Source organism: Epibacterium ulvae, from assembly GCF_018678075.1.
GTDB lineage: Bacteria > Pseudomonadota > Alphaproteobacteria > Rhodobacterales > Rhodobacteraceae > Epibacterium > Epibacterium ulvae_A.
Window position 1 is genome coordinate 1 of sequence record NZ_JAHHIR010000079.1, and the last position, 19,299, is coordinate 19,299.

Annotated in this window: 27 protein-coding genes and 1 pseudogene; 4 read left to right on the forward strand and 24 right to left on the reverse strand. The window is 56.7% G+C overall.

Going from position 1 to position 19,299, the window contains the following annotated elements; all coding sequences use genetic code 11:
* Positions 1-13: 13 nt before the first annotated feature.
* From KMP13_RS16855 to KMP13_RS16960, 22 genes and pseudogenes are all read right to left on the reverse strand, one after another.
* Positions 14-832 (reverse strand): annotated as a pseudogene (locus tag KMP13_RS16855) (IS5 family transposase).
* A gap of 343 nt (positions 833-1,175) precedes the next feature.
* On the reverse strand, positions 1,176-1,799 hold the full coding sequence (locus KMP13_RS16860; RefSeq protein ID WP_215267146.1) for a class I SAM-dependent methyltransferase: 624 nt from the start codon (positions 1,797-1,799) through the stop codon (positions 1,176-1,178).
* 15 nt (positions 1,800-1,814) lie between these two features.
* Positions 1,815-2,558 carry a CDP-diacylglycerol--serine O-phosphatidyltransferase gene (gene pssA / locus KMP13_RS16865; protein ID WP_215267147.1) on the reverse strand — a complete coding sequence of 248 codons (744 nt, stop codon included), beginning with the start codon at positions 2,556-2,558 and terminating at the stop codon, positions 1,815-1,817.
* A gap of 3 nt (positions 2,559-2,561) precedes the next feature.
* Positions 2,562-3,254: a phosphatidylserine decarboxylase gene (locus KMP13_RS16870; protein WP_215267148.1), complete on the reverse strand. Its 693-nt coding sequence runs from the start codon at positions 3,252-3,254 to the stop codon at positions 2,562-2,564.
* 1,150 nt (positions 3,255-4,404) lie between these two features.
* The gene (locus tag KMP13_RS16875; protein WP_215267149.1) at positions 4,405-4,686 is read right to left on the reverse strand and encodes a hypothetical protein; all 282 of its coding nucleotides are present in this window, start codon (positions 4,684-4,686) and stop codon (positions 4,405-4,407) included.
* Positions 4,687-4,812: 126 nt separating this feature from the next.
* The gene (locus tag KMP13_RS16880) at positions 4,813-5,049 is read right to left on the reverse strand and encodes a hypothetical protein (RefSeq protein ID WP_215267150.1); all 237 of its coding nucleotides are present in this window, start codon (positions 5,047-5,049) and stop codon (positions 4,813-4,815) included.
* Between the two features lie 49 nt (positions 5,050-5,098).
* Positions 5,099-6,220 (reverse strand): alanine racemase, encoded by a 1,122-nt coding sequence (locus KMP13_RS16885; protein ID WP_215267151.1) that lies wholly within the window; start codon positions 6,218-6,220, stop codon positions 5,099-5,101.
* Positions 6,217-7,416, reverse strand: coding sequence for a DUF1611 domain-containing protein (locus KMP13_RS16890; protein ID WP_215267152.1), 1,200 nt, complete (start codon positions 7,414-7,416; stop codon positions 6,217-6,219). The genes KMP13_RS16885 and KMP13_RS16890 overlap by 4 nt, the downstream gene beginning before the upstream one ends.
* Before the next feature lie 83 nt (positions 7,417-7,499).
* Positions 7,500-8,240: a hypothetical protein gene (locus tag KMP13_RS16895; protein ID WP_251363919.1), complete on the reverse strand. Its 741-nt coding sequence runs from the start codon at positions 8,238-8,240 to the stop codon at positions 7,500-7,502.
* A gap of 88 nt (positions 8,241-8,328) precedes the next feature.
* Entirely contained in the window at positions 8,329-8,682 is a 354-nt protein-coding gene (locus tag KMP13_RS16900; protein ID WP_215267153.1) for a hypothetical protein, read from the reverse strand.
* Entirely contained in the window at positions 8,679-8,912 is a 234-nt protein-coding gene (locus tag KMP13_RS16905; RefSeq protein WP_215267154.1) for a hypothetical protein, read from the reverse strand. Before KMP13_RS16905 ends, KMP13_RS16900 begins: the two co-directional genes overlap by 4 nt.
* 771 nt (positions 8,913-9,683) lie before the next feature.
* Positions 9,684-10,040 (reverse strand): SPW repeat domain-containing protein, encoded by a 357-nt coding sequence (locus KMP13_RS16910; protein ID WP_215267155.1) that lies wholly within the window; start codon positions 10,038-10,040, stop codon positions 9,684-9,686.
* A gap of 23 nt (positions 10,041-10,063) precedes the next feature.
* Complete coding sequence (locus KMP13_RS16915; protein WP_353055725.1) at positions 10,064-10,312, reverse strand: hypothetical protein; 249 nt, start codon at positions 10,310-10,312, stop codon at positions 10,064-10,066.
* A 111-nt stretch (positions 10,313-10,423) separates the two neighbouring features.
* Positions 10,424-10,612, reverse strand: coding sequence for a hypothetical protein (locus KMP13_RS16920; protein WP_215267156.1), 189 nt, complete (start codon positions 10,610-10,612; stop codon positions 10,424-10,426).
* A 337-nt stretch (positions 10,613-10,949) separates the two neighbouring features.
* Positions 10,950-12,584, reverse strand: coding sequence for a chaperonin GroEL (gene groL, locus KMP13_RS16925; protein ID WP_215267157.1), 1,635 nt, complete (start codon positions 12,582-12,584; stop codon positions 10,950-10,952).
* 43 nt (positions 12,585-12,627) lie between these two features.
* Entirely contained in the window at positions 12,628-12,915 is a 288-nt protein-coding gene (locus KMP13_RS16930; RefSeq protein ID WP_215267158.1) for a co-chaperone GroES, read from the reverse strand.
* Positions 12,916-13,585: 670 nt separating this feature from the next.
* On the reverse strand, positions 13,586-14,119 hold the full coding sequence (locus tag KMP13_RS16935) for a hypothetical protein (RefSeq protein ID WP_215267159.1): 534 nt from the start codon (positions 14,117-14,119) through the stop codon (positions 13,586-13,588).
* Between the two features lie 76 nt (positions 14,120-14,195).
* Entirely contained in the window at positions 14,196-14,333 is a 138-nt protein-coding gene (locus tag KMP13_RS16940) for a hypothetical protein (RefSeq protein ID WP_215267160.1), read from the reverse strand.
* A gap of 133 nt (positions 14,334-14,466) precedes the next feature.
* Positions 14,467-15,219, reverse strand: coding sequence for a transglutaminase-like domain-containing protein (locus tag KMP13_RS16945; RefSeq protein WP_215267161.1), 753 nt, complete (start codon positions 15,217-15,219; stop codon positions 14,467-14,469).
* 85 nt (positions 15,220-15,304) lie between these two features.
* Positions 15,305-15,463, reverse strand: coding sequence for a hypothetical protein (locus tag KMP13_RS16950; RefSeq protein ID WP_215267162.1), 159 nt, complete (start codon positions 15,461-15,463; stop codon positions 15,305-15,307).
* Entirely contained in the window at positions 15,453-15,839 is a 387-nt protein-coding gene (locus KMP13_RS16955; protein ID WP_215267163.1) for a hypothetical protein, read from the reverse strand. The genes KMP13_RS16950 and KMP13_RS16955 overlap by 11 nt, the downstream gene beginning before the upstream one ends.
* The gene (locus KMP13_RS16960; protein WP_251363920.1) at positions 15,836-16,150 is read right to left on the reverse strand and encodes a hypothetical protein; all 315 of its coding nucleotides are present in this window, start codon (positions 16,148-16,150) and stop codon (positions 15,836-15,838) included. The genes KMP13_RS16955 and KMP13_RS16960 overlap by 4 nt, the downstream gene beginning before the upstream one ends.
* Before the next feature lie 272 nt (positions 16,151-16,422).
* Between KMP13_RS16960 and KMP13_RS16965 the strand changes: the two genes are divergently transcribed.
* The 3 genes from KMP13_RS16965 to KMP13_RS16975 all read left to right on the forward strand — a co-directional run bounded on the left by KMP13_RS16965 (position 16,423) and on the right by KMP13_RS16975 (position 17,664).
* A complete protein-coding gene (locus tag KMP13_RS16965) occupies positions 16,423-16,848 on the forward strand; it encodes a hypothetical protein (RefSeq protein WP_215267164.1) in 426 nt (141 codons plus the stop codon).
* Positions 16,845-17,258, forward strand: coding sequence for a hypothetical protein (locus KMP13_RS16970; protein ID WP_251363921.1), 414 nt, complete (start codon positions 16,845-16,847; stop codon positions 17,256-17,258). The genes KMP13_RS16965 and KMP13_RS16970 overlap by 4 nt, the downstream gene beginning before the upstream one ends.
* Positions 17,259-17,475: 217 nt before the next feature.
* Positions 17,476-17,664, forward strand: a complete 189-nt coding sequence (locus KMP13_RS16975; RefSeq protein WP_215267165.1) for a hypothetical protein — start codon at positions 17,476-17,478, stop codon at positions 17,662-17,664.
* A gap of 58 nt (positions 17,665-17,722) precedes the next feature.
* Here KMP13_RS16975 and KMP13_RS16980 read toward each other — a convergent pair whose 3' ends face one another.
* A complete protein-coding gene (locus KMP13_RS16980; RefSeq protein ID WP_215267166.1) occupies positions 17,723-18,457 on the reverse strand; it encodes a Crp/Fnr family transcriptional regulator in 735 nt (244 codons plus the stop codon).
* A 149-nt stretch (positions 18,458-18,606) separates the two neighbouring features.
* Between KMP13_RS16980 and KMP13_RS20660 the strand changes: the two genes are divergently transcribed.
* Positions 18,607-18,843, forward strand: coding sequence for a hypothetical protein (locus KMP13_RS20660; protein WP_251363923.1), 237 nt, complete (start codon positions 18,607-18,609; stop codon positions 18,841-18,843).
* Positions 18,844-19,084: 241 nt separating this feature from the next.
* Here KMP13_RS20660 and KMP13_RS16990 read toward each other — a convergent pair.
* On the reverse strand, positions 19,085-19,299 hold a 215-nt coding region (locus tag KMP13_RS16990), incomplete at its 5' end, for an integrase core domain-containing protein (protein WP_215267168.1).

Sequence of the window (19,299 nt, forward strand, 5' to 3'; positions counted from 1 at the left end):
CTAGGGTCTGGCCTCATAACCAATAGATCACGGTTGCAGCAAGCGCGATTGCTGACAGCAAGACCTTGGGGCATCTGTCGTATCGGGTAGCCACACGCCGCCAGTCCTTGAGCCTTCCAAACATGATCTCGATGCGGTTGCGGCGTTTGTAGCGGCGCTTGTCGTATTTGACGGCTATCATGCGCTGCTTGCGACCGGGGATGCAGGCCCGTATCCCTTTGTCTTCCAACGCTTCTCTGAACCAATCTGCATCGTAGCCGCGATCCCCGAGAAGCCAGTCGACTTCTGGCAGACTGCTGAGCATGGCGCGCGCGCCGATGTAATCGCTGACTTGTCCGGCGGTGACGAACAAGTTGAGTGGGCGGCCCAGGCTGTCGCAGATGGCGTGCAGCTTTGTGTTCATTCCGCCCCTGGTGCGACCGATCAGGCGTCCACGCCCCCGTTCGTCGGGGCATTGATCCACTGGATCAATGCCTAATCCTCCTTACTTCACGCCCATGCTGGTCGCTGTTCGGTGGGCCTTCAGATATGTCGCGTCAATCATCACTGTCTTCTCCTCGCCGTGCCCTGCGGTCAGACCGATCATAATCTGCGCGAAAATACCCTTGTCACTCCACCGCTTCCAACGGTTGTAGAGCGTTTTGTGCGGACCGAATTCTGCAGGGGCGTCGCGCCAACGCAACCCATTGCGATTTATGAAGATAATCCCCTCTCGGGACATTGCTATGCAATGCCCTGCCGGGCAGTGAACGCGTGGCTTGCCGTGGGACTTCGGAAAATAGGGCTCAAGATGCGCCATCTGCGCATCCGACAGCCAGAAGAGATCAGACAGGTTCACCGTTCAATTTTTCGGTCAGTGAATCATGCAAACAAACGGAAATCAATGGGTCCTGACCCTAGCGGATTCCACATTAACCTTTTGAGTTTCCGTTTTCTTCGCGCCAATTTTCTGATTTTCACCGACCTCGACTGCCATCCGGCATTTCGCAAAAAACCGGTTGGAACGCTGATCACCAGCGGTTGATCAGAGGCGTGAATATCGGGTTGGCTCCAGTCAACGGACCGAAGCGCAGACAAGATCTGTTGAGACCCCGGTCGGGCAATCCCCGTGTCTCAAAGTCAGAGAAAAGGCAACCTGTCCCGAACCGTGATCACACAGATCCGCGCAGGCAGGTTTAACGCTCCAACTTTTTGAACACAAGAAAGGTCATCATGCCAATTGGCGGCAGGGATTTCTTCTCGACCACTTTGAGGTTTGGCTGTTTGAGAACAGTTCCGATCTCAAAATCCGAGTGCCAGCCCAGAAGATTTGCAAATGGTGCCGTAAAGCGTTCGACACGGGCAAGCAGGCCGGTTTCCGTTGCGAAGTGGTTTGTCATCACGATGATGCCGCCAGGTTTGCAGACCCGCGTGATCTCGGCCATAACCTGTTCTGGTTCCGGGACCACCGAAATCATATGCATCGCGGCCACTGCATCAAAGGAATGGTCCGGAAAATCCAGCGACCGCGCGTCCATATGTCGGAGCGCAGTGACGTGTTCAATCGCCAACTCGTCGACTTTGTCTTGGGCCTTGGCCAACATCTCTTCGCTGAAATCAATGCCCGTTACCGCCAGATCCGGCTCGTACAGCGGCAGAGCCAGGCCGGTACCCACGCCCACTTCCAGAACGGTCGAAACGGATTGTGCGTTGATATATTCAACCGCCGTGCGCCGTCCCACGTCTGTGATTACGCCGAATGTCTTGTCATACACAGGTGCCCAGCGGGCATACGAGGTCTTGACTGCATTGAGTTCCAATGAACGGTCCTTTGGCTATGTTCGGTTTCCGGATGTAAAAAACGCAAAAGCGAGGCAGGCCACATATGCCAGGCTCAGCAGGGTCAAAGTCGCCCAGAGATAGGTGAGCAAAGCCGCCGCCAGAACCGCAGCCGCCAGCAGGAAATATTTGACATTGGCGCGGTCAATATGGGCATTCTTGAAAGAATAGGTCGGGATCCGGCTGATCATCATCAGACCGATCAGGCTGATGTGCAGAGCCACCAGCATCGGCAGGAGCAAGGGCAGCTCTGGAAACACAAACGACACAATCATTGGCAACATCACCAAAATCGCCCCCGCTGGCGATGGGACGCCGACAAAGAAATCGCTGGAACCGTCCTCACTATCCTGACGGCTGCTGACGTTGAACCGGGCCAGTCGCAGAACGCAGCACACCGCATAAAGCAGCACCGCAATCCAGCCCGCCCGCGGCAAGTCCTGCAGGCCCCAGCTGTGCAGGATCAGAACCGGTGCCACGCCGAAGTTTACAAAGTCCGCCAGTGAATCCAGCTCAGCCCCAAGGGGCGTTGAATGGTTCATCATGCGCGCCAGTCGCCCATCCAACCCATCCAGAACGCAGGCTGCCAGCACAAGGCGCACCGCCATGTCAAAATCGCCCTCATAACCAAAGCGGATGGCGGTCAGGCCGGCACAGATCGCCGCAATGGTTATGAGATTTGGAAGCAGATAGACAAGTCGGATGTCAGAGTGTTTGGCACTGTCTAACGGTCCATCCATGGCTCAATCCGCCCGTGTCTGACGCGCGGTTTCCGTGGTCACAAGGTCGGCCAACACCGTTTCGCCTGCAATCATCGTCTGTCCCAGATTGACCATCGGTTCCACACCTTCCGGCAAATAGACATCCAAGCGCGAGCCAAATCGGATCAGGCCAAACCGCTCTCCGGTGCGCAGGGTTTCCCCCTTGGAGGAAAAACACACGATCCGCCGTGCGACAAGACCTGCGATCTGGACCACGGCAATCTGGCGACCATCCGCCATTGTGATACACAGGCTGTTGCGCTCGTTGTCGGCGCTCGCCTTGTCCAGCGAGGCGTTAAAGAACTTTCCGGGCCGATAGGCGATGGCCGCAATCTCGCCCCCAATCGGGGCGCGGTTCACATGGCAGTTGAACACGCTCATGAACACGCTGACACGGGTCAAGGCCATGTCGTCCATGCCAAGCTCGGCCGGTGGAATCGCTTTTTCAATCAGTGAGACAATGCCATCTGCTGGGCTGACGACCAGCCCGTCTCGTGTCGGCGTCACACGCATCGGATCGCGAAAGAAGTAATAACACCAGACTGTCAGCCCAACGCCGATCCATCCCAGAACAGACCAAAGAAAAAACAGACCCACGGTGATCAGGGCAAAGATGCCAACAAATTTGCGCCCTTCGGGGTGCATCGGCTTTATGAAAGTGTCGCGCATTCGCATGTGTCTATCGAAGTTTCCCCGGAAATCTTGCAGCCCACTTTCGCGTGGCGCAGGACCCGTTACTAGGTAAAAGAAGAGCCTGTCAGAACGCTCTGAGTGTGAAGTGCCAAGTTATGAAGAAAGCAGCCCCAGGTGCAAGCGCATAAAGTCGCGTGGTCCATCCATGCATCCGACACCCCAGACATGAATTGCTCATCTGGGACAAACTTGCGCTTCTGCGATGGCTTCATTTTGCCGCAACCTGCGGCTTTACCGACTATTCTTGCCGCCAAAAGGACCGCGTCGGTCGTGCCTTAATCCTTCTCTAAATCAATTTCGACAATGATTAGAGGCCAAAAACGTCGCAAATGAGATTCAATATGCTCGATTTTCCTGATCACGCTGCCGATCATCCAGGTCTTCCCGAGAAAGAGGCAAAAGCCCTTATTGTTGAGACCTTGAAACGACCATACTACTTCGTGCATATTCCTAAATGCGACGGCAGATCTGTGGCCCACGCGTTGCAAGGTTACTATCTACACGCGAAAGCTTCAGAATAGGCGCACAATACCAGTCCCGACTATTGGGCCAGTCGACGCAGTTTTGCGATTGTCCGCCGTCCGTACGAGCGGATCTGCTCTCTCTATAGATACAACTCTATCGTCGGTGGGCTCCCCGAAGGCAAGGAAGATCTTTCGCTTAACGACTGGATTGCTCATGAACTTGAAGGGCGTGCCCCCCAAGCACTGGACACCTACGTGACTCTGCACCCTTGTTATCCATGGGTGGTCGGAGCCAACGAGCAACCTATGGTCGACCTCATTTGCCGGTTGGAAGAAACTAAACAGGACTGGCCGCTGATCTGCGACCTAAGCCGCCGTTCGCGCACCGCGCAGCATCGGTCAAAATGGGCTCTTTTGTGACCCTCGCTGCGCTCCGCACGAAGGTCTCCTTTGCTGGGCGCCCTACCCTATGCGGACATACGGAGTTCGATCAACACATGCCGCACCGCGGACCTTGCGGACTTTCGCTGCAGCTGAACCAATGTCAGCTTTTTGTGTTTGCATGGCTCGGATCGAGAAAAAGCCTCGCTCCCCACGATCGCGTTTACCGTTGTATTGTTACGTTTGCGCGTCGCGAACTCCGGGCAGTTCGTGGCTACTTTGGGATGCTAAAAGTCGTCAAATTCGGGGACATTGCCTAGCCTCACAAGGAAGCTTGGGGCGCCGACTTCTCCACTGGCTGGATCTTCAGTGACCATGTAGGCGTCAGCGCCTACGCAGTCCTCAGATAGGGCCTCTCGTTCGGCTCTGTTTTGTGCTTCCGACGCTGTAGAATATTCAAACTGCTTGTCAATTTTCAGGCCAGCCTGGCCATTGCGTCCAGCCTTCGTTTCAACATATGTCTGGCAGATATAGTGGATTTTTTCTGAGGAACGCTCTGCGTTTGTCATGGATGGATCCTTGTGAACGGCTGGGACGATTGGGAGTTCTGGGAGCAACCTTAGTCGATTGCAGCTTGGTTGAATTGCCTGTAGCCCGGCGCGGCATTTAACGCAAACAATGCCGTCAAAGTTCAACTACCGCGTGGAAGCGGGTTTCATGCGACGCGGTTTAGATGCTGCTGAAGCTTTGGCTACGGGAGGCGTGTTGGCTTCTCTTTCAAGGCGCGCTTTGCGCAGTCGGAAATTCTTGGCGTCACGGCGTTCGGTTTCTTCGTCGACGATTTGCTTGACGACACGCGTCGTCTTATCCATCGCGGTTTCCGGTTTAGTGTCATACACTTTGAACAGATCGCTTTTTGTCAGTTTCGTCAATTTTCAGTTTCCTTTGTGTTTTGAGGGCGGCCACACCAAGTGAGTTCTTTCAAACCACTGCCAAGTGATCGGCCTTGCCTTGGGGGGGCCACAATACGGGGCTGGGTAGCTCGCCCAGCAGTTTTACTTTGATGTCAGGCGCAGCCATGGCGTGCATCAACGCGCTGTAATTCATCTGGAATCTCACTTCGGAACCCACTGTCGGCAGGGATCGGGGCGTTCCAATGACAAGATGATCGCTGGTTGCACCAATCAATGTGCTCCCAACAGGCATTGAGAGCCCCAGAATGTTGGTGTCCTGATGTCCAATCGCTAGGATCATGCGCGCAAAGGCACCACTGTTTGCCACAATGCGAACGCGTTGCGCAGTTGGGTCAATCGGGGTGATAGGAGAAAGCGGGGGATTTGCATCCGCTTCAATAACTTCGGCAACAAGAGTGAAAGCGTCCGTGTGCATCCCGCCGATCTGGTCGCCTGACACTGGCTCAACCCCTAGAAGGATCGCCTCACCCAGTCGTAGGTCGTTGATGCGACCGGTTGCGTGTTCGCCAAACGCCCAAGGTAAGTTGGCCGAGTTGCCGCCTGACACGACCTTGAGGAATGGGCCGCAAACATCCTCAATCCAGTTCGACAGGGCACTTAGAGCCGCCATTTGAATGGCCGTAGGTGCCCCCCCGTTCAAGCACGCAAAATTCGCGCCAATCCCTTTCAGTGCAACTCCGGGTATTTGCATGACCCGCTGCGCAATATCCGCCAAGTTCTCGGGCAATATTCCGTCCCGCTTATCGCCCATCTCGACCATGAGGACGATGCCGTGGACTGTACCGGTGCGGATCGCGGCGGCGGCCAGTGCCGAAATGACCAAAGACTCGGTGTTATAGCTTGCGTCGCAGGATTGAACGACTTGATCAGCTTGGCTCAACATCGGCGTCCGGATCAACGTGATGGGCCCCTTCAGGCCTGCTGCACGCAGCCTTTGCACGTTGCCGATACGCGCATCTGCAAGCCCCGCAGCTCCGCCATCAAGCATGGCTTGAGCAATCGCTGGATGACCACAGACAGCCTTGGTCACGCCTGTCACGCCGATCCCACCCGGACCCAAACGCCCGACAAGCGTCTGCGTGTTGCAACGTATCTTGCCCAGATCCACTTCGACACGCGGGCAGTTCATATGGCGGCAACTGCGGGTTTTAGGGTCAATCCGGGGTATGCGGCGACCACCATCGCAAGCAAATGTGCCGCCGGTCGGGCCAATACATCGGTGACAGGTAGCCCGAGTTTCTGTGTTTGCGCCGCGATAGTGTCAGTGATTTCGACCTCAGACATCCCCTCGTGATTGAGTGTTACGCCAATAACCCTTGTGTCGGCAAAGGCTTCGATCAAGGCAATCTCACTCGAAGGTGCGGGCATCGGCATATTGGGAAAGTCGCAGCGATGCGAGCGTTTGGGCGCGTGCTGAAGGATGACCGCATCCGGTTGGCTGCCCCGCAGGATGAACGCAGATGTGCAAAACGCGGGATGGCTCAATGCACCCTGACCTTCGATCACAATAACATCGGGATGTTCGGCGTCAGACGCTGCAACTATTGCGCCTTCAAGCTCGCCGCAGCAGAACTGGGGCGGCACGGCATCCATTGCGATACCGTATTTTGCGCCCTGCATCAGGCCTGTCTGGCCCGTCCCGACAAGCACTGTCTTGATGCCCTTTGCATTCAGGGCCCGGGCCAAAACGGTTGCCGTTGTCCGCTTGCCAATCGCGCAATCGGTGCCGAGAACCGCAATGCGCAGCGCTTTGACACCCGCGACACTGCCATCGAACAGGCGCATGTCCTTGCTGGGCTTCGGCTTGCGAATGTCGCGGATCGTGACGGCACATTGAGATGCCGCGTTGGCTATTTCTCTATCATCGCTCAAGTATTCATGCAGCCCGCTCACGATGTTCATGCCAAGCTTGATCGCTTGGAGAACAACGCCCCGGTCTGCGTTCGAAAGACGCCCTGTTGAGGGAGCCATCCCATAGATCAGGGTATCGGGACGGGTGGCCTCATGGGCAACTGCGGCGTCCAGATGGCCAAAAATCGGTATGTGGTTCATCGTATCGTCGAGAACGGCCCCGCTGTCGTGGCCGCTATAGGTGCTGTCGATGACAGAAAGGATGCGATACGCTTGTGAATGGCGCACAAGGCCATTCGCCGTCTTGCCATCGATTTGCCCGAAATTGCCCTCGCAATAGACGACTGCTGATGGTGGAGCCGTGACCTGCGTATGTGCAGCTGCACATTTTAGTTCGTCTCGGGTCATTGGCGGCGCTTGCGCGCCGCTGACAGAACGGCGGATGATTTCAACAGTTTCTGATTTGGTTTCCATTGTGGTTTCCTTATGTGCGCCTGAACTGAGGACGAGACCGTCCTCAGTTGCGCATTTTGAATTTGGAGGACCGTCGCACGCGCCTAGTAGGCAAGCACGCACAGCCCCTTGGATTTTCGGAAATTTCTGTTGCATTCCCATCGGTTGCCCGACCTGTCCAGATGGGCGTTTTGGGGAATATCTATGACTTCACATGTCTCACCAGAGGCGACGTATCCCCGATCACACTTCCACCCGGGGCCGTAAGTTGCGTCGTCAAAAAATGCATTTTGGGGAACCGCGACGACCTTGCACTGTCCTGCTTTCTCAAAGAAGCCACGCTCGCAAGTCCAGGGCAGACCGTAACTTGAACCATTCAGAAAGGCATTGGCCGGAACCTCAATAGCATTGCACTGGCCGTCAGTTTCTTCGAACCCGCGTTCACACGCCCACTGGGAGCCATGTGATGCATCAGCCAAATATGCATTCTCCGGCAGCACGATCTCCTGACATGTGTCATCGACTTTTATGTAGCCGCGCAAACAACGCCACTGTTCGCCTGATGGATCTAAAAACCCACCCTCAGGCACCTCGACCGAAATGCATGCCGCGTCATCAGTTCTGCGAAACCCATGCAGACATTCCCACCCGGAGCCATAGGACTGGTTCGTGTCGTATGCGTTTTGTGGCACGACAACAGCGACGCAAGTATCTTTGCTTATCCGGAATCCAATATTGCATTCCCATCCATCACCGTAACTTTTGGCACTGGCGTTCTCAGGCATTGGCTGACCGGCGGTTTGTGCAAATGCAGGAAGTGCAAACAAAAGGACCGCAGCAATCAAACCTATAGTTAGGATCCCTATAGCTGGTGTTTTCACAGGGATCTGGGACGTGATGGAATGCGGACACCGACGTTCTGTCGATCCTGTTCTATGATCCATCTAATTTAAGCCCCGCAAGACAGGCGTCTGCAAGATCTCGGCTCGGGGTTTCAGTGCCCGGCAACGTGGCCCAGCCTGTATCCATCATCGCACTGCGCCGTTGAAATCTTGAAGCGCCTTGAAGTGTTGCCAGTTTTGCAGAGCGTTCAGCATCAACTTGTGAACGGTTCAGACACACCGGCACCATCGCCAATGTAACCTCCTCAGTTGCATAGCTTTGAGCCATTTCCTCCGCAGTGTTTGCAGTTGTCCAACCGCCCCAGGTGAAGCCAATGATAGAGATAGCAATTGCACCAATCGTGGCACCGTAAACACCGGGTTTCGTCCATTCGGGAAATGTCATTTTCGATCCTCTGACGGAGAAAGCGCCGCCGCACTATTTTTGATTTCGTTTGTAGTTTCGCTGGCCTGACCCTGCGCCAGAGCCAACTCCGGGCCTTGCTGCTTCACTGCGCGCAGCTCTGGCTTTTCTGCGTGCCGATTGATCAATAGAAACGTCGCTTTCCGTCGGTATGCCGCAAAGCTGTTGCGTGGCATGACGTCATCGTCCGCCATCACTTCCTGTTCACCCACGGGCCGTTTATCCGTGTATCCCTCGACCGCGAACGGATGAAGAAATGTCACGGCTGACGTGGTCGTGCGCGAATGACATCGGCAACCTTCCCAAACATCAGATCCCTGCTCCAGGACGTGACAGCTGAATTTTCATGATGGAGGGTCGTGGTTCGCTCTTGCAGGCGGATGTGCCTATACCGCAGAGAACCGCAACTTTGGTATCACTCATATAGTCTGTTTGCGTCGGAAGTGCAACGTTGGTGACACTGGCTCAGTTTTCCAAACCGCCCGTGTCCTGAAGGTTGTCAATGTTGGCAACCCTCCCCCTTGCATTGAAGATCATTCACCAGCCATCTCTTTTGGAGTTCGCCAGCCCAAAAGCTGACTGTCGCTGCGTCACAGAAAATTGGTAGAGAGGGCTCTTTTGTGACCCTCGCTGCGCTCCGCACGAAGGTCTCCTTTGCTGGGCGCCCTACCCTATGCGGACATACGGAGTTCGATCAACACATGCCGCACCGCGGACAAAGGGTGAATTCGCTGCGATTGCGCAAGAGGCTGCTTTCGTGCGCTTTCACGACCTTTACTTAGGAGTGCACACAAGTTGCTAAGCTGCAGTGGTTACTACCTTGGTCCAGAGAGACAGTCTGTCCAATCCTCTGTAGCTCGCGAAGCGTTCGACTCGCGGTCAATGGCCAATAGCCATCTTCGGAAGAGATGCAGGGTGATTAGTATTGGCAAGGACAACGATAAGAAGTGTGGGGCGTTTGCCGCCCCACACAGTGTTTTTCACTATGAGTGATGTTTTGGCATTTTCTGAAACACCACAAAAAGGCCCGCCAGAACTAGAGCCGATCCGACGACGCCGGCATTCCAGGCGGTCATAGGTTCGGTGAATCCGAACAGCCAAGGCGCCGCTACCAAAATCAAACCGTAGGACACTCCCAGATAGGTCTGGACCAGGTAATGCTTGTTGTGGCCGTAACCCGCTACGGTCAAAGCCAGAAGCCCCGAGAGAATGAGCAGTCCTGCATCGCCAACGAGGGCATTGCCAAGAGCCGATTGGCCGCCAAGAAGCATGAATGGCGACAAGATGAGCCAAAGCCCTGAAGCTGTGAAGGTCCATCTGAAAGCTTCACGATTTTGCATAGCTCATACTCCAAACTTTGGTTTCAGGAGTCGGTTTCAGGATCCGCGAGATTGCCAAGCTCGATGGCGATAGCCATCTCCTCGTCGTCGACGAGTCCATCACCATTTGTGTCGATGTCGCCGAACACCTCATCGGTGAGTTCAGGATATGAAACCTGAAGTTCAGCGAAGGATGCCATGCCGTCGCCGTCAGTATCAATTTCGGCGGACATTGCATGGGCGGAGAATGCGACGGATGTCATGAGGGCAGCTACGAGAATTTCATTTTTCACGTTTTTTCCAATCAAGGTAGGGCAATCCATCATGGATTGCGGTTCAGGCCCCGGCGCATTACATTCTGCATTTGCGCAAACTGGCCCGCTTTTTCACGCGGCCGTTATTTTTTACGCAAGGGCCTTCCTGGCAGCGTCGAGTTCGTATTTCGTCTTGATGTCGTCATTCGCTTTGTGCGCGGCCTCAGCAGCGTTGTAATGTCTCCAGGCCTGCGTTCTTTTTTCACCGAAGGGTGCGCCTCCACAGCTGGCTTTAACGGACTTCATCTTTTCTGAGATGGTATTGGGGTTGAGTTTCATTGTGGTGTCCTTTCCTAGACACTTCGAGAAAAAGCGGCGCGCGAAAGAAGGAGTTCTTTTTAGGGAACGGCCACTTGTGCGCCGCTTAAAAACTCGAAAACACACTTCCTGCTGAGGTTTCAGCAGGCATTCTCTAGCTAACTTACATTCCAGTTTTCGACGCTTACATAGATCAGCCTGGAGCGATTTGATGTTGGACAGCGGCGCCTTCAAACATGGTCTACTCAGGGGGCAAAGCGACTGAAAAAAGTCGGGGCGTTGGTGCGAGCCGTTTTCAGAAATATACTGCTCGCGGCTCATAAAGATTGGTGCCAATGCCGCGAGCAAGAGTTCGCTTCTACATCATGCCTTCCATACCCTCCATGTCGGGTATGCCGTGGCGGTTCGGCCTGGCGGGTTTATCCGCCACCATCGCTTCGGTGGTAACGAGCAGGCCTGCAACCGATGCCGCGTATTCAAGCGCGATCCTAACGACCTTGGTCGGATCGATAACACCGGCCTTCAACATGTCGCCGTACTGGTCCAGTTGCGCATCATAGCCGAACGTCTTGCTGGTGTTCTCAAGTACTTTTCCGGCAACGACCGAGCCATCGACGCCCGCGTTCTCGGCGATCTGGCGCAACGGGGCCTGAAGGGCCTTGCGGATGATCTTGATACCCGCATTCTGATCCGCGTTGTCTCCTTTGAGTCCTTCCAGAACCTTGCCCGCATGGACAAGTGCGACGCCGCCACCTGGTACGACGCCCTCCTGGACGGCTGCACGGGTTGCGTTCAGGGCGTCATCTACGCGGTCCTTACGCTCTTTCACTTCGATCTCGGTCGCGCCACCAACTTTGATCACCGCAACACCGCCCGCCAGTTTGGCGAGTCGTTCCTGCAGCTTTTCCTTGTCGTAGTCAGAGGTGGTCTCTTCGATCTGTGCACGGATTTGGGTGACACGCGAAGCAATAGCTTCTTTGTCGCCTGCGCCGTCGATCACAGTTGTAGTATCCTTGGTGATTGTGATCTTTTTGGCATCGCCAAGCATGTCCATCGTGACATTTTCGAGCTTGATACCCATTTCCTCGGAGATCACCTGTCCACCGGTCAGGATGGCAAGATCCTCCAACATCGCTTTGCGACGGTCTCCAAAACCGGGCGCTTTGACGCCAGCTACTTTCAGTCCGCCGCGCAGTTTATTCACCACAAGGGTTGCGAGCGCTTCGCCGTCAATGTCCTCGGCCATCACCAAGAGCTGCTTGTTCGCCTGCATGACAGCTTCAAGCAAGGGCACCATAGGGGCCAGAGACGTCAGTTTCTTCTCGTGCAGGAGGATGACGCAGTCCTCCAGGGTCGCCGTCATCTTGGCGGTATCTGTGATGAAATACGGGCTGAGATAGCCACGATCAAACTGCATGCCCTCGACCACTTCGGTCTCGGTCTCCAGCCCTTTGTTCTCTTCGACGGTGATAACGCCTTCGTTGCCGACCTTGCCCATCGCGTCCGCGATTTGCTGACCGATAGCAGCCTCACCGTTTGCGGAGATTGTGCCGACTTTGGCGATCTCGGCCGTATCGCCCACTGGCCGCGACATTGCCTTGACCTCGGCAACAATGGCGGTGACCGCTTTGTCGATACCGCGTTTGAGGTCCATCGGGTTCATGCCAGCGGCGACCGACTTCATGCCTTCCTTGACGATGGCCTGTGCGAGAACCGTGGCGGTTGTTGTGCCGTCGCCCGCCTCGTCATTGGTGCGCGATGCAACATCTTTGACGAGCTGTGCGCCCATGTTCTCGAACGCATCCGAGAGTTCGATTTCCTTGGCCACCGTAACACCGTCCTTGGTGATGCGCGGCGCGCCATAGGATTTGTCGAGGACCACGTTGCGGCCCTTGGGGCCAAGCGTGACCTTGACGGCGTTGGCGAGCGTATTGATGCCCTTGAGCATGCGATCACGGGAGTCCGTGCCGAATTTGACGTCTTTTGCAGACATGACGGTATTCCTTAATAAAAAATGGGGGAGGGTTCAGCGTTGTTCAGGCCATAGTGCCTAGGATGTCGCTCTCCTTCATGATCATCAGCTCTTCACTGTCGATCTTAACTTCCGTGCCCGACCATTTGCCGAACAGAATTTTGTCGCCGGCTTTGACGTCCATTGCGATACGTGCGCCTGCGTCGTCTTTTGCACCTGCGCCAACGGAAACGACTTCGCCTTCCTGCGGTTTTTCTTTTGCATTGTCAGGGATGATCAGGCCGCCCGAGGTCTTTTCATCGCCTTCAATACGGCGGACCAAGACACGGTCATGTAACGGGGTAAACTTCATGGAAATGCTCCTTTTCGAGATTTCCGGGTAGGGGTGGCATGCGTAGGGACACATTGGCACTCGCCACACCTGAGAGCCAATTTATAAAAAAATGGCTATCGCGGCAGATCTCTACAATAGGCTGTTGAACTATATTTCGCTCAAAAAGGAATTTCAGGAATCGCGGCCTGAACGGCTGTCTTGCTTTACCTTTCTCCCACCAATCGCCAGCGCAGGCTTTCCTGCGACGGAGTTGGCTGTGGCAGAGACCTTCGGCTTTTCTTGATTGGGTTTCTTGGGCGCAGGCGAATGATAGAGCTGCCCTTGTGATAGAGCCGTCTGCGTTTCCTGTGACGGTGGGGAAGTTCCCAGCCCCCTTCGCCCCTTAAGACATCGGTCGGCGTGATGCGAGCGATGTCTAGACAGGCCGAATTGACGGGTCCAGTACGTTACTGGGAAGACGGCGCGGGCACCGATGGAAATCAGCGGCGGCGAGATGCACCCGGGCTGACGGGAACGGCGTTTCGCCAGGCGTTCAACCCCTTGCAGCGCCGACAGATCCGTTCTCCAAAGCCCTCGCTCCAGAAGACAACATCGCATCTCAGGCAAGGGCGTTTTCGAGGTATGTCGCCCAAGGCCCTATCGGGCGCGATGTCCGGCGCTGCCACCTCGGCCATGGCCTTGTTCGCCGTCATATCTGTTCTGCTACGAGGCACGTCCGCGAGGCTGGCGACGTTTCCGGTCGCGAGGGCATGCCTTCGTTTTCGGCAGCCTGGATTGCCGCATTCTCGCTTGCTCCTTGGTGCGCCGGCTTCGGGTCCAGCTCATCCATGTCGGACTGGGGCGTCCGGAGCCCAGAATAAAGATGTCGCAGATGCGCCACGGAGACGCCATCAGCCTCCATCACGAGACGCACCATCGGATCTGCCAGCATTTCCTCGAGGAAGAAGTCGGACAACACCCTACCTGTCAGCTTGTCCCTAGCGCGTGCGTAGTCGAGGTCGGTAAGGGAAACGGTCAGGGTTCGCGCAAGCCCCGGATGCGATGTCCGGGGATGAAGTTTCACTAGGACGGAGGCTTTCCAGGCTGCGGGATCCTGTTGATCCGGGGGTGTAACCAACTCCGTTTCGATCTCGTACTCTCCCGCCGGGAGCGTCTCGTTGAAGCCGGGTACAGTGAACGGTCGGGCGAACACCGCGACGGTCTTGCTCGTCAGATCTTCCATCGACGTGATCCTCCATGTTGCTGCTGCGGGTGGCCCGCGCCCCCTTTGAGAATGGGGCGCGTGGCCTTTGTACGTCTCAAGATGTCTTGGATTTCGCTGGCGCTTCCTTGACGACGGCCTTGGGCTCGTTCGCCTTGGCTGGTGCCTTTGCTGTTTCGGCAGGCTTCGGCTTCATTGCGGCCGCAGCCCTGGCGGTCAGGTCCTTGAAGGACATGTCATCGATCCTTTGATTGGCCGATGCTAAATTCCTCGTCCGTGTCGGACCGGGATACTTTGCATCGGTATTAACTATATGGGGACTGGCGACCCCATTTACGATAGCGCATCAAAAAGGAAGCCAAGGTCAGTCATGCCAATTCATCGGTCCAGACCTTGAATTCCGTCAAAGTGTTGCCGCCGAATGTCTGGGTCAAAGGCACATCGGCGGCATCGCGGCCGCGCGCGATCAGAATTCTCGCAAACCTCGGCTTGTTGTTGCGCGGGTCGAACATGTGCCATTCACCAGCGAGAAAGACCTCCATCCATGCGGCGAAGTCGCCAGGCGGATGCGGGAGAGGCTCACCAATGTCGCTCAGGTATCCGGTGCAGTAACGTGCCGGAATGTTCATGCAACGGCACAAGGCGATGGCGAGGTGAGCATAATCACGGCAGACGCCCTGTCGCTCGGCCATTGTCTGTGATGCGGTGCGCGTCGCCTTCGCCTGCATGTAGTCGAAGCGTACATGCCCGTGCACGAAATCGCAGATCGCCTGGACACGGGACCATCCGGGGTTAGTGGACTCGAAAAGTCGCCAGGCCTCTTCCGAGAGAAGATCGGTATCGCAATACCGGCTCCCCTGCAGGAACACGAGCGTCTCGAACGGCAGATCCTGAACCGCGTGCTGCTGCGCATCAGGAAAGACGGGATCGGGCTGGCCGGTATCGCGGAAGATGCCGTCTGTCGACAGGGTAAAGTCGCCCTCCGGAGCCAGCATGCGCGTACACCAGTTACCGAAGCCATCCCGGTAGCTTTCGAGCGGCACGCTGGGGGTGGTCACGAGATAGTCCGCGCGCTCCAGGTCGCCGAAGCGCGAATAGTGCACGTTCAGCATCGCGATCATGGGCGTCGGCTGTGGAAAGCTGTAGCGCAGACGACACCCGATGCTCACTCGCATGCCGGACGCACCGCGACGAGACACATCCGCATCACCGACCAAAGATACACTCGCCATCCGACAGCCGAAAGCCTCGGTTGCAACTCCACCGGTTTCTGGGTCGGTCGAGATAGGCGTTCTCCGGCAGATCGATGGCGATGCAACCGTCACCAAAGCTGACACCATTGGCAAGGCGCGGTTTATCCTTCATCGACCGCGTTTTCCGCAGGCTCCGGTGATCCATCGACATCGAGGGCTGCCAGGCAAGCTTGCGCGATATCTCGATTTGCGGCGTCAGTTCCCGGCATGGTCGCCCAGCCCGCCGTCATGAGCGCGTCGCGCCTCTGGTAGGTCGAGGCAGCCCGGATCGTCTCGATCTTGTCGACCCGCGCAGGGTCGGAGCGCGCCATGTCGAGGCAGACAGGTACCATGGAGGCGACGACATCGTCACGGGACATCGCCATCGCCCGGTCATTCGAAGTGCCGCCGGTTACCCAACCGCCCCATGTGAATCCGACGACACCGACGAAGACCGCGCCGATCAGTGCACCATAGATGCCGGGTTTGAGCCATTCGGGAGTGTTCATGTTCTATCCTCCTGCGGGGAAAGCGCCGCATCGCTGTGATTGTTCGTTTCGGACGTGTCCGCGTCCCGGCGCAGCGCCTCCTTAAGGTCGCTCTCGGTCGTCAGTCGGAGCTCACTTCGCCCCGCGTGAGCACCCTTGCCGCGCACCGTCAGGTAGGTCGCCGTCCGGCGATACGCCTCGAAGCTGAGCCCCTGAAGAAGCTCCTCTTCGACGAGAGCTTCGTAGTCGCCCGCCGGCAGTTTGCCGGGATAACCCGGCAGCGTGAACGGGTTCGAAAACGTCACCGTCGATCTGGTCGACCGCATGTTCATCTTTGGTCACCACGATGTTGGCAGATATGTCGCTCACCACTGTTGGCGGCCCCGTGAAGTCGGGGACGGACCAGTCGAACGATTTCTCCCCTTGTACCACATGATCGTTAGCCTGGCGCTGACGCATGTTAGTCCCGGGCACCAAACCGGCTGCGAACTTCCGGGGGGCAGTCGCCCGTACTGACCTGTGTAAGGGCGGCGAGAGCGACCTGCGCGTATCCTTTGGGAAACAGGGATGATCTGCATTCCTGCAAACCTTGAAAGGATTGGCGATGGCCGACCCCAATGTTCTCAACCCGCACCCGCCCGAGTTCGATCGGTTTCTCTATGCATCCGTCGGCGAGGACCGGAACGGCTTTGCCGTGACTGTGCTCTCCACGCTCGCGCGGCTTGGCCTCGATCCATGGAAAGAAACCGCTGAACTGGTCACGCTGGGGCGGGACGCTGCGCGAGCGCGATTAGGAACGCTGCTTGCTCGGTTTCGGGACGTTCCGGCGCTCGCCAGCGACCACGGCAAAATCGCACAAGACCTGAGCCAGCTGCTTCCCGAAGGCCGGACGTCAGGTAGCCTGAAGCGAGCTGCCTCGACCGTCGCCGGCGGCAGCCTGGGAGCAAGCGGAGCGATCTGGGCGGTGCTCGCGATCGTCTTTGTACTGTTTCAGATGTTCATGGTTGGCGGGTCGGGGTCAGGCCAATGACCGTCTCAACCGCAACCATGGGCAGACCGGCACATGCGGCGCACAAGACCGGGACGCTTTCGCCGCGCGAACAGGGCGTTCTCTGGGACATGGAGGAACACTTCTGGACCAGTGGCGCCGACAACGCGCGGGCGACGACAGCGAACAACGCCATCATGATCTTCCCTTATCCGCCCGGCATCCTCCAGGGCGACCAGATCTGGACCCATCTAAAGCAGAGCACCGGCTGGCGCTCCGTCGTCATGGCCGAACGTCGCGTCACGCGGTGTCATGACGTCGCCATTCTCACCTACCGTGTCTCAGCGGAGAAAGCCGGCGTACCGATCTACAAAGCACTCTGCGCCTCAACATACCTCAACGATGACGACACCTGGCTGAGGATCTCCCACCAGCAAACCATTGTAGCCTGAGTGCCGCAGCGTCATTCGACCTGCCGCACGCGCCGGGACTAACCTGCGTCAGTGCGGCGGGGCGCCGACATTGGTTAGGTGCGATGTGCCCGCCGAATATTTGGTGAGGCATTTTTTTTCCGAGTACTCGAGAAGCGTGTGGGCGTGTTGAACCCGAAAGGGTCGGCATGTCGGCGCGCTTCTTATTTCTCGGAACGTCCATGAAAGGACATTCCCAATGACACCCGAACAGACAAAGACCGCCGACAAGATGAAGTCAGTGAAAGCCGCCTGGGACAAGGCACCCACAGGCCCGAAGAAGGATTCGGCGCTGAAGCATTACCAGGCAGCTGAGAAGGCAAACACGGCGAAGAACGACGCCGAGACCAACAAGGAACTCGACGCAGCGACCCACGCCCTCGCCTGACCTTCGGCGTCTGACCTGATCACCGGGGCCGCCTGCCAAACAAGGGAGTGCGGCCCTCTTATTTCAGGAGCGGTCCGCTCTGATCCAGATACGCCGGATCAAACTCGGCAAGGTCCACCAAACCACCGTAGTCGTGAAACGTGACGTGGCCGTCACGAAAGGTCACCAGTCCACTCTCGCGAAGCTGGCGAAGAACGCGGTTCACGTGGATGGCGCTCAGCCCCAGGGCATCCGCGAGGTGGTACTGGGTCAGCGGACAGTCAAACCCTTCCTTGCTGCCTATGCCGACAAGCGCAAGCCGCGATCCCAGCTCCAGCAGGAAATGCGCCATGCGGGCGTCCGCATCACGCCGACCGATCCCGACGAGATGCTCCACGACCATCGCCTCGTCCCTTGATGCCGCCCAGAGTATGGCGGTCGCCAAGCGAGGGGTCTGCGCGAACGCTTCCAATAGGTCGCTCTTCAGCACTTCGGCGGCTTCGATGTCGACGATGGGTTCGAAGCTGTGGTCCGACGTGCGCAAAAGGACGCTCCGCAACCCCAGAAAATCCCCCGGCACCTGGAAATCCACGATTTGCCGAGTTCCATCGGCCTGCAGCTTGTAGGAACAGACCCAACCTGCGGACAGAATATAAGCGGCCTGAGCCGACTGGCCCTGATGCACCATATCACGCCCAGCAACGAAGGACCGGCGACGCTGATGAAGTCGTTCAAGCACGGTCAACTCGACCTCCGACAGGGCGACGAAGGCCGAAAGCTTGCGGGTAAAGGGGCTGTGTTCAACTAATGTCATTGGGCCTCCTGGCGTGTCGTGACCCAAGAGCGGAAATCGACCCGGACACTGCTCTGGATCAGTCCAGCATAGGGCACTTCCTGCAAGAAGTACGGATGAAAGTGAACCTCGCCTTTCCCCGGTTCACGATGCCAGGAAAGGAACCCAGGATGTCCACGGCGAGCGAACATGCAGGCCAGGCCGCCCTATCGATCTGTGAGGCGCTCCTGCTTGCGTTGAACGATCGAGGGATACTGCCGGAGCACGAGGTCGTGGGCGTACTTCGCGACGCTGCAGCAACCCATGAGAACGCCCTTGGGACAGAACTCGAAACGGAAAGGCACCGAGCCGTCGCAAACTTGATCAACGCGATCATTGCTGGCGGTAACTCTGTTCGGCGCTTGTGATGCAATACAGCTGCGGTCGCGATCCGCAATCTCGCAGTAAAAGCCGAACAGGTCTGCTGGAATGTCCGAAATCGATGCCATGGGCGGCATGATGAAGACCGGCTCAATGCTGCTATCCAACGACGCACGACACAGTTTCTGCTAGCAAGAAACGTCGGTATCTGTCCTGTCCGTCGTCAGGGTTTTTGGAACCAATGGCAGCTTAAACTAAGAGAGTATCTGGCTCATCTGGTTGGTTGCATTATGCGGCACGCTGGCGGTGATGCAAGCGTCGCGCTTCGAACGTCTTACGTTTGATCCTTTCCCTTTGTTTTAGAATGGCTTTGTCACGCCCGAAGTAGACGTCGGCAGGTGTGACGTTGTTGATGCTCTCGTGATACCGCTGATGATTGTAGTGATCGACGAAGGCTTCGATCTGAGCTTTGAGGTCTCCCGGCAGGAAGTAGTTTTCCAGCA

Bases quoted from the DNA above. Each gene is read 5' to 3' on its own strand.
- pssA (WP_215267147.1), bottom strand. From the start codon at position 2,558: ATGGATGGACCGTTAGACAGTGCCAAACACTCTGACATCCGACTTGTC.
- KMP13_RS16870 (WP_215267148.1), bottom strand. From the start codon at position 3,254: ATGCGAATGCGCGACACTTTCATAAAGCCGATGCACCCCGAAGGGCGC.
- KMP13_RS16875 (WP_215267149.1), bottom strand. From the start codon at position 4,686: ATGACAAACGCAGAGCGTTCCTCAGAAAAAATCCACTATATCTGCCAG.
- KMP13_RS16885 (WP_215267151.1), bottom strand. From the start codon at position 6,220: ATGAACTGCCCGCGTGTCGAAGTGGATCTGGGCAAGATACGTTGCAAC.
- KMP13_RS16890 (WP_215267152.1), bottom strand. From the start codon at position 7,416: ATGGAAACCAAATCAGAAACTGTTGAAATCATCCGCCGTTCTGTCAGC.
- KMP13_RS16900 (WP_215267153.1), bottom strand. From the start codon at position 8,682: ATGACATTTCCCGAATGGACGAAACCCGGTGTTTACGGTGCCACGATT.
- KMP13_RS16910 (WP_215267155.1), bottom strand. From the start codon at position 10,040: ATGCAAAATCGTGAAGCTTTCAGATGGACCTTCACAGCTTCAGGGCTT.
- KMP13_RS16920 (WP_215267156.1), bottom strand. From the start codon at position 10,612: ATGAAACTCAACCCCAATACCATCTCAGAAAAGATGAAGTCCGTTAAA.
- groL (WP_215267157.1), bottom strand. From the start codon at position 12,584: ATGTCTGCAAAAGACGTCAAATTCGGCACGGACTCCCGTGATCGCATG.
- KMP13_RS16930 (WP_215267158.1), bottom strand. From the start codon at position 12,915: ATGAAGTTTACCCCGTTACATGACCGTGTCTTGGTCCGCCGTATTGAA.
- KMP13_RS16935 (WP_215267159.1), bottom strand. From the start codon at position 14,119: ATGGAAGATCTGACGAGCAAGACCGTCGCGGTGTTCGCCCGACCGTTC.
- KMP13_RS16940 (WP_215267160.1), bottom strand. From the start codon at position 14,333: ATGTCCTTCAAGGACCTGACCGCCAGGGCTGCGGCCGCAATGAAGCCG.
- KMP13_RS16945 (WP_215267161.1), bottom strand. From the start codon at position 15,219: ATGATCGCGATGCTGAACGTGCACTATTCGCGCTTCGGCGACCTGGAG.
- KMP13_RS16950 (WP_215267162.1), bottom strand. From the start codon at position 15,463: ATGAAGGATAAACCGCGCCTTGCCAATGGTGTCAGCTTTGGTGACGGT.
- KMP13_RS16955 (WP_215267163.1), bottom strand. From the start codon at position 15,839: ATGAACACTCCCGAATGGCTCAAACCCGGCATCTATGGTGCACTGATC.
- KMP13_RS16960 (WP_251363920.1), bottom strand. From the start codon at position 16,150: ATGAACATGCGGTCGACCAGATCGACGGTGACGTTTTCGAACCCGTTC.
- KMP13_RS16965 (WP_215267164.1), top strand. From the start codon at position 16,423: ATGGCCGACCCCAATGTTCTCAACCCGCACCCGCCCGAGTTCGATCGG.
- KMP13_RS16970 (WP_251363921.1), top strand. From the start codon at position 16,845: ATGACCGTCTCAACCGCAACCATGGGCAGACCGGCACATGCGGCGCAC.
- KMP13_RS16975 (WP_215267165.1), top strand. From the start codon at position 17,476: ATGACACCCGAACAGACAAAGACCGCCGACAAGATGAAGTCAGTGAAA.
- KMP13_RS16980 (WP_215267166.1), bottom strand. From the start codon at position 18,457: ATGACATTAGTTGAACACAGCCCCTTTACCCGCAAGCTTTCGGCCTTC.
- KMP13_RS20660 (WP_251363923.1), top strand. From the start codon at position 18,607: ATGTCCACGGCGAGCGAACATGCAGGCCAGGCCGCCCTATCGATCTGT.